This window comes from Micromonospora sp. 4G55, from assembly GCF_016803375.1.
The window spans coordinates 1-7,696 of the sequence record NZ_JAEVHN010000279.1 but is presented as its reverse complement, the minus strand read 5'-3'; the positions used below and the strand labels follow the sequence as shown (position 1 = coordinate 7,696).

The window sequence follows — 7,696 nt, the reverse complement described above, 5'->3', positions numbered from 1 at the left end:
GTCGCGCCGGTCGGCGGCGCGGGGTCGAGCAGCCGCCGGTGTCCCGCGCCCCGGGACACCGGCAGGTCACCGCCGCCGGCGGGACGCCATCGGGGTTCGCCGATCACCGCCCGAATGTGGATCTCCCGCGCTCGGGCGTACGCGCCTAGAGTGGTCAGCACCACACCTTCCGCGGGTCGGCCGGTGTCGCCTCCGCGTGCCTGCGCGCGTCCGGACACCGGTGCCCGCCCGCACCGCGGCGACGAACTGGGGCGAACCGATGCAGATGCCGGACGGAACTCCCGCCGAGATAGACCTGAGCCGGCCGAGCGCGGCCCGGGTCTACGACTACTTCCTCGGCGGCGCGCACAACTTCGAGATCGACCGGCAGCTCGCCGAGCAGATCGCCAGCATGACGCCGAACCTGGCGGCCACCATGCGCTCCGGGCGGGAGTTCCTGCGCCGGGCCGTCCGGGTGCTGCTCGACGCCGGCATCGACCAGTTCCTCGACATCGGCTCGGGCATTCCCACCGTCGGCAACGTGCACGAGGTGGCGCAGGCCGCCAACCCGCAGGCCCGGATCGTCTACGTCGACATCGACCCGGTGGCCGTGGCGCACAGCCTGGAGCTGCTCGCCGGCAACGACCGGGCCACCGCGATCCGCGCCGACCTGCGGGAGCCGAAGCTGATCCTGGACGAGGCCCGGGCCAGCGGCCTGATCGACTTCAGCCGCCCTTTCGGCATCCTGCTCGCCGGGGTGGTGCACTTCATCCCCGACGCCGACCGCCCGGCCGACATCCTCGCCGCCCTGCGGGCCGCCGCGGTGCCCGGCAGCTTCCTGGTCATCTCCCACTCGACCTTCGAGGACCAGCCGCAGGAGATGCTCGACGCGCAGCGGCTGTCGGCGCGTACCGCCACCGAGATCACGCTGCGCTCCCGGGCCGAGATCACCGGCTTCTTCGGCGACTGGACGATCCTGGAGCCGGGCGTGGTGCACATGCCGCTGTGGCGGCCGGACTCACCCTCCGACGTGGACGAGCACCCCGAGCGGTTCGGCGCCTTCGGCGGCGTCGCCCGGTACGACCGCGCCGCCGGCTGAGCCCGACATGGCCGCCGTCCCGGATTCCGGCGGGGACGATCTCCACCGCCCCGGCGCCCAGCGGTACGCCGCCGACTGGGCCCGGGCGGTGCGCCGGCTCGGTTTCGTGCCGCTCAGCGCGGACGAGACCGAGCGGCTGCTGCTCGTCCACACCGTACGGCTGGGCCAGGCCGTGCTCGCCCGGCAGTTCTCCGCCACCCCGGCCGAGGATGTGGGCCGGGCGCTGGTGGAGGCGCACCTCACCGAGCCCCGGGTGCTGGACTGGTCGGTGCACGCCCTCGGTCACCGGTTCCTGGCGCAGGTGCTGCCGGACCGGGTCCACCCCGCCGACGTCGCCGACCGGGTGGCGGCGCTGCAGGGTGCGCTCGCGGCCGGGTTCGCCCGCGCCCTGCGCAACCGGACCTTCAGCCAGCAGGAACGCATCGCCCGCTCCGCCTGGCAGGCCCGGGACGCGGTGGAGCGGGCGCTGCGCGACAGCGAGGCGCGCTTCCGCGCGGTCTTCACCGGCGCGGCGATCGGCATCGGCATCGCCGGCATCGACGGGCAGATCATCGAGGTCAACCAGTCCTTCGCCGACATGCTCGGCTACCCCGTCGACGAGTTGCGGCAGCTCAACGTGGCGTCGCTGTTCCACGCCGACGACGCCGCCGGCATGTGGGAGCTGTACCAGGAGCTGATCGAGGGCAAGCACGACCACGCCCGGGTGGAGAAGCGCTACCACCGCAAGGACGGCACTGTCGTCTGGACCGACCTGGCGGTCTCGCTGATCCGGCACGACGACGGACGTCCCCGGTTCACGGTGGCGATGATCGAGGACATCACCGAGCGGTACGAACTCCAGCAGCGACTGCGGTTCCAGGCCCTGCACGACCCGCTGACCGGCCTGCCCAACCGGACGCTGTTCTTCGAGACCCTGGGGCGGTGCTTCGAGCGGGCCGGCCCGGAGCAGCGGATCGCCGTCTGCTTCCTGGACCTGGACGGCTTCAAGGCGGTCAACGACAGCCTCGGCCACGACCTCGGCGACCGGCTGCTGATCACCATCGCCCGCCGGCTGGCCGACTGCGTGGCCGGGCAGGGTCACCTGGTCGCCCGGATGGGCGGCGACGAGTTCGTCATCCTGGTCGACGGCGGCGACGGGCTGGACGACGCCGTCGGCGTCGCCGAGTTGGCCCTGGCCGCCGTCTCCGCCCCGGTGCTCGTCGGCGACCAGCAGCTCGCGGTCTCCGCCAGCGTCGGCGTGGTGGAGTGCCCGGCCGCGGAGACCAGCGCCTCCGAGCTGATGAAGGCCGCCGACACCACCCTGTACTGGGCGAAGGCGGAGGGTCGGGGCCGCTGGGCGGTGTACGACCCGGAGCGCAGCGCCGCCGACATCGCCCGGTCGGCGCTCGCCGCCGGGCTGCCGGCCGCGCTGGACCGGGACGAGTTCGTGGTCCACTACCAGCCGATCGTCTCGCTGCTGGACGGCGAGATGCTCGCGGTGGAGGCGCTGGTGCGCTGGCGGCACCCCGAGCTGGGCCTGGTCGGGCCGGACCGGTTCATCGGGCTGGCCGAGGAGACCGGCCTGATCGTCCGGCTCGGCGAGTGGGTGCTGGGGCAGGCCTGCCGGGACGCCCGGGCCTGGCACCGCGAGTTCCCCGGGCAGCCGCTGGTGGTCAGCGTCAACCTGGCCGCCCGGCAGGCCGACGACCCGGCCATCGTCGACACCGTGGCGGGCGCGCTGAGCCGGACGGGTCTGCCGGCGGAGCTGTTGCAGCTGGAGCTGACCGAGAGCGCGGTGATGGGCAGCGCCGGCGAGCCGCTGCGCTCGCTGCGCCGGCTCGCCGGGCTGGGCGTCCGGCTCGCCATCGACGACTTCGGCACCGGGTACTCCAACCTGGCGTACCTGCGGCGGCTGCCGATCCACTGCCTGAAGCTGGCCGGCCCGTTCGTCGAGGGGATCCGGGCCGAGGAACCGGACGCCCCCGTCGACCACCGGGACGAGCGCATCGTGGACGCCCTGGTCCGGCTCGCGCACGCGCTGGAGCTGTCGGTGACCGCCGAGGCCGTGGAGACCGGCGCCCAGGCCGAACGGCTGCGGGCGCTGCGGTGCGACACCGGTCAGGGGCGCTGGTTCGGCCCGCCGATGCCGGCGGAGGAGATCACCGCCCGGCTGCGCGGCGGGGAGGCGGCGGCGTGAGCGTTCGGGTCGGGCGCGGCGGGGCGTGACCCGGGTGGTGGTCCCGCCGGGGGCCGTGGGCGACGGGCGGAGGCGGCGTGGGCCTGACCGATTCACAGGCGGCCGTGTCGGTGGTGGCCGCGCTGGCCATCCTGGCCGGACTGGCCGGCGTGGTGGTGCCCGGGCTGCCGGCGCTGCCGCTGTGCTGGGGCGGCGTGCTGGTCTGGGCGCTCTTCGGCGGGGCGGGCCCGGGCCGGTGGGCGGTGCTCGCCGCCGCCACCGTGGTCGCCGCCGGCGGGACCGTCGTCAAGTACGCCTGGCCGGGGCGGAACCTGAAGCGGACCGGGGTGCCCACCTCGTCGCTGCTCGCCGGCGGCCTGCTCGGGCTGGTGGGGTTCTTCGTGATCCCGGTGGTGGGGCTGGTGCTCGGCTTCGTCGGCGGGGTGTTCGGCGCCGAGCGGCTGCGCCTGGGCAGCAACCAGCTCGCCTGGCCGGCGACCGTGCAGGCGCTCAAGGCGGCCGGGCTGTCGATGATGGTGGAGTTCCTGGCCGGGCTGGTCGTCGCCGCGCTCTGGGTCGCCGGCCTGCTGTTCGCCTGAGCCGTCCGGCCGGCGCGCCGACCACGGTCGGGCACCATCCGGATCACCGCTCTCGGCGGGCTCGGGCCGCACCCTATGATCGTGATCATGGAGATCCTGCGGTACGCCGCGTTCAGTGCCGATCCGGCCGGCGGCAACCCGGCTGGTGTGGTGCTGGATGCCACCGGGCTCGGCGACGCGGAGATGCAGCGGGTGGCGGCCGATGTCGGGTACTCCGAAACGGCGTTCCTCGTTCCCGGCGGGGACGGGCATTTCACGGTGCGCTACTTCAGCCCGAAGGCGGAGGTCCCGTTCTGCGGCCACGCGACCATCGCGTCGGCAGTCGCCTACGCCGAGCGGCACGGTCCGGGCGTTCGGTATCTGGACACCCGCGCCGGCCTGGTCGAGGTCTCCACCACGGTGCAGGCGGACGGCACCATCACCGCCACGCTGATCAGCGTCGAACCGCAGAGCGAACCCATCTCCGCCGGCGACCTTGCGGCGCTGCTCGAAGCGTTGCGCTGGACGCCGGGCGACCTCGACGCGACGCTGCCGCCGCGGGTCGCCTTCGCCGGGGCGTGGCATCCCATCGTGGCCGCCGCGAGCCGGCAACGCCTGGCCAGCCTGGACTACGACATGGCGGCGTTGGCCAGCCTGATGGCCCAGCGCGACTGGACGACCATCGACCTGGTCTACCGCGAGTCCGCGCTGGTCTTCCACGCACGTAACCCGTTCCCACCCGGTGGCGTCGTCGAGGACGCCGCGACCGGTGCGGCGGCTGCGGCGTTGGGTGGCTATCTGCGTGAGCTGCGCCTGGTGGCGCCGCCCGCGACGGTCACCGTGCACCAGGGCCAGGACATGGGCCGGCCAAGCCTGCTCACGGTAGAGATCCCCGCCCAACCCGGAACCGGGATCGCGGTGACCGGCACCGCCGTCGCGCTTCCCGACATCCAGGCCAGCGGGGTCTGACAGCGGGGCGCTCGGTCGGCGGCAGATCAGCGCGATCGCTGGCGCAACAACTGAGCCGCGTCGCGGAGGAAACGATCTTCCGCTGCGGCAGCAGATGGCGAGACGTCCCGCAGAGTCAGGAAGTTGTGGACCAAGCCCGGTTCACGGCGATGCATCACCGGCACGCCCACGTCCCGCAGACGCATGGCGTAAGCCGCACCCTCGTCGCGCAGCGGATCGTGTTCGGCGGTCACGACGACGGCCGGCGGCAGGCCTCGCAGGTCCGCGACGAGCGGATTGGCCAACGGCGAGACGCGGATGTCGGGATCGGGCAACCACATCGCGACCCACCGACGAAGGACGTCGGCATCGAGCAGCCAGCCTCGCCCCTTGTCATCCACGCTCGGACACCTCAGCGTGGGATCGGTGTTCGGGCAGACCAGCAGCTGCGCCAGCAAGGGAACCTCGTCGCGCAGCCGCAGCGCCGTCAGGATCGCGACGAGACCGCCCGCCGAGTCCCCGGCCACCGCAACCGGTGTCCCGCCGTCCGCCACCCGCCTGACAACCGCCACCGCGTCGTCGACCGCCGCGGGCCAGGGATGTTCCGGCGCACGTCGATAGTCGACTGCGACGACCGTCGCCGCCGTAGCCACCGCGAGCCGCCGCACCTGCGCGTCATGCGTGTCGAGATCCCCCAGCACGAACCCGCCGCCATGGAAGTAGACGACCACCACGCCCGCGCCCGGCTGATACACCCGTACCGGCACACCCGCCATCGTCGTGTCGACGCTCGGCACGTCCGGTCCCGGCTCACGCGCTGCAGCGCGTACGCGCGCTGCCTGACGCAACATCGCCACGTCCGGTTCGCCGACGGCGGGTCGAGCCCGCGCTGTCCGCACCAGTGCCGCCAGGTGTTCGTCAGCGATCCAGTGCTCCGGCACGGACTCATGCTAGAAGGTCAGCAGGCATCCGCTCACCGACGAGAGCGTGGCTCCCGGAAGCGTGCACGGAGCCCGTCACGTCGGCCCTTCTCGCCGAAGCGGAGCCGCCCGGACGAAGGGGTGGCGGCGCGGGGCACCCGTCGGGCACGGCGGAGCACGCCGTACGTGAGAGAGAGGTGAGCGCCCCGCGCCGCCGCGGACCGGGCGTTGCCGAGCGCCCGGGGTGGGCCCGTCGCGATCGGGCCTGGTCACGGGCTCAAGCATGCCGCCAGACCGCCCCGGCCGGCAACGCAATTTGCGAGTTCGGGACCTGCGACGGATTGACCGCGGTGATCCACGGGACGAGACTCGGGCGCACTCGTACCGGGGATCACCTCAGGGAGGTGTGCAGTGGCCACGACGCCCTCGCCGACCGCCGAGCAACCGATGGACGACGACGCCCGACGGCTCGCCGAACTCGGCTACAAACAGGAACTGCACCGCAAGTGGAGCGGCTTCTCCAACTTCGCCATCTCGTTCTCGATCATCTCGATCCTGGCCGGCTGCTTCACCACCTTCGGCCAGGCCTGGAACAACGGCGGGCCGGTCGCCATCTCCTGGGGCTGGCCGCTGATCTCGCTGTTCATCCTGATCATCGGCTTCTGCATGGCCGAGCTGGTCTCGGCCTACCCGACCGCCGGCGGGATCTACTGGTGGGCCGCGACCATGGGGCGGCCGGTGCACGGCTGGTTCACCGGCTGGCTCAACCTGATCGGCCTGGTGGCGGTCACCGCCTCGGTGGACTACGGCTGCGCCACCTTCCTCAACCTCACCCTCTCCGCGCTCTTCGACGGCTGGGCCGGTACCGCGCACCAGACCTTCGGGCTGTTCGTGGTGATCCTCGTCCTGCACGGCTTGATCAACATCTACGGGCACCGCGTCATCGACGTACTCCAGAACGTCTCGGTCTGGTGGCACGTGGCCGGCGCGGCCGCGGTGGTGCTTATCCTGGTCCTGGTCCCGGACGACCACCAGAGCTTCAAGTTCGTCTTCACCGAGCGGTTCAACAACTCCGGCTTCGGTGACGGCGACACCGGCGGGCTCACCTTCTGGTTCTACGTGCTGCCGCTGGGCTTCCTGCTCACCCAGTACACGATCACCGGCTTCGACGCCTGCGCGCACGTCTCGGAGGAGACCCGCGGCGCCTCGAAGGCCGCCGCACAGGGCCTCTGGCGGTCGATCTTCTATTCGGCGGTGGGCGGCTGGATCCTGCTGCTCGCCTTCCTCTTCGCGGCCACCGACGTGGACGCCATCAACTCCGCGGGTGGCTTCTCCGGGGCGATCTTCGAGTCCGCGCTGACCCCGTTCTTCTTCAAGGCCGTCATCATCATCTCCACCATCGGCCAGTTCTTCTGCGGGATGAGCTGCGTGACCTCGATGTCCCGGATGGCGTACGCGTTCAGCCGGGACCGCGCGGTGCCGGGCTGGCGGCTCTGGTCCCGGGTGGACCGCAACGGCACCCCGGTCAACGCCATCATCGCGGCCACCCTGGCCGGGCTGGTGCTCACCCTGCCGGCGCTCTACCAGAAGGCCGGCGTGCCGGTCGCCTTCTACGCGGTGGTCTCGGTCGCGGTGATCGGGCTGTACCTCTCCTTCCTCATCCCGATCTTCCTGCGGCTGCGGATGGGGGACCGGTTCGTCCCGGGCCCGTGGACCCTCGGGCGGAGGTACAAGCTGCTCGGCTGGATCGCGGTGATCGAGATCGCGATCATCTCCGTCTACTTCGTGCTGCCGATCGTGCCGGCCGGCGTGCCCGGCAACGCGGAGTTCAGCTGGACGGCCGTGAACTACGCCCCGCTCGCCATCGGCGGCGTGCTGCTCGGCGTGGCGATCTGGTGGTACGCCTCGGCCCGGAAGTGGTTCACCGGCCCCCGCCGTACCGTCGAGGTGCCGGTGCAGCGTTCCGCCGTGGACGCCGCACCGGCCGACGACCTGGCCTGATCCGCGCCCCTCGTCG

General features: G+C 72.5%; 6 protein-coding genes. 5 read left to right on the top strand and 1 reads right to left on the bottom strand.

All coding sequences use genetic code 11. From position 1 onward, the window contains the following. Positions 1–259 precede the first annotated feature (259 nt). The 4 genes from JNW89_RS21210 to JNW89_RS21195 all read left to right on the top strand — a co-directional run bounded on the left by JNW89_RS21210 (position 260) and on the right by JNW89_RS21195 (position 4,780). Positions 260–1,078: an SAM-dependent methyltransferase gene (locus tag JNW89_RS21210; RefSeq protein WP_238450227.1), complete on the top strand. Its 819-nt coding sequence runs from the start codon at positions 260–262 to the stop codon at positions 1,076–1,078. A 7-nt stretch (positions 1,079–1,085) separates the two neighbouring features. Next, positions 1,086–3,254, top strand: coding sequence for a bifunctional diguanylate cyclase/phosphodiesterase (locus JNW89_RS21205; protein WP_238450226.1), 2,169 nt, complete (start codon positions 1,086–1,088; stop codon positions 3,252–3,254). Between the two features lie 77 nt (positions 3,255–3,331). Next, positions 3,332–3,832, top strand: a complete 501-nt coding sequence (locus tag JNW89_RS21200; RefSeq protein WP_154943530.1) for a DUF456 domain-containing protein — start codon at positions 3,332–3,334, stop codon at positions 3,830–3,832. 87 nt (positions 3,833–3,919) lie between these two features. Beyond that, complete coding sequence (locus JNW89_RS21195; protein ID WP_238450225.1) at positions 3,920–4,780, top strand: PhzF family phenazine biosynthesis protein; 861 nt, start codon at positions 3,920–3,922, stop codon at positions 4,778–4,780. A gap of 26 nt (positions 4,781–4,806) precedes the next feature. On the opposite strand, the gene JNW89_RS21190 is transcribed toward JNW89_RS21195, so the two are convergent. Continuing rightward, positions 4,807–5,700, bottom strand: coding sequence for an alpha/beta hydrolase (locus JNW89_RS21190; protein WP_238450224.1), 894 nt, complete (start codon positions 5,698–5,700; stop codon positions 4,807–4,809). A gap of 390 nt (positions 5,701–6,090) precedes the next feature. Here JNW89_RS21190 and JNW89_RS21185 point away from each other — a divergent pair, with 390 nt between their 5' ends. Continuing rightward, positions 6,091–7,680, top strand: a complete 1,590-nt coding sequence (locus tag JNW89_RS21185) for an amino acid permease (RefSeq protein ID WP_238450223.1) — start codon at positions 6,091–6,093, stop codon at positions 7,678–7,680. The last annotated feature ends 16 nt before the right edge of the window (positions 7,681–7,696 follow it).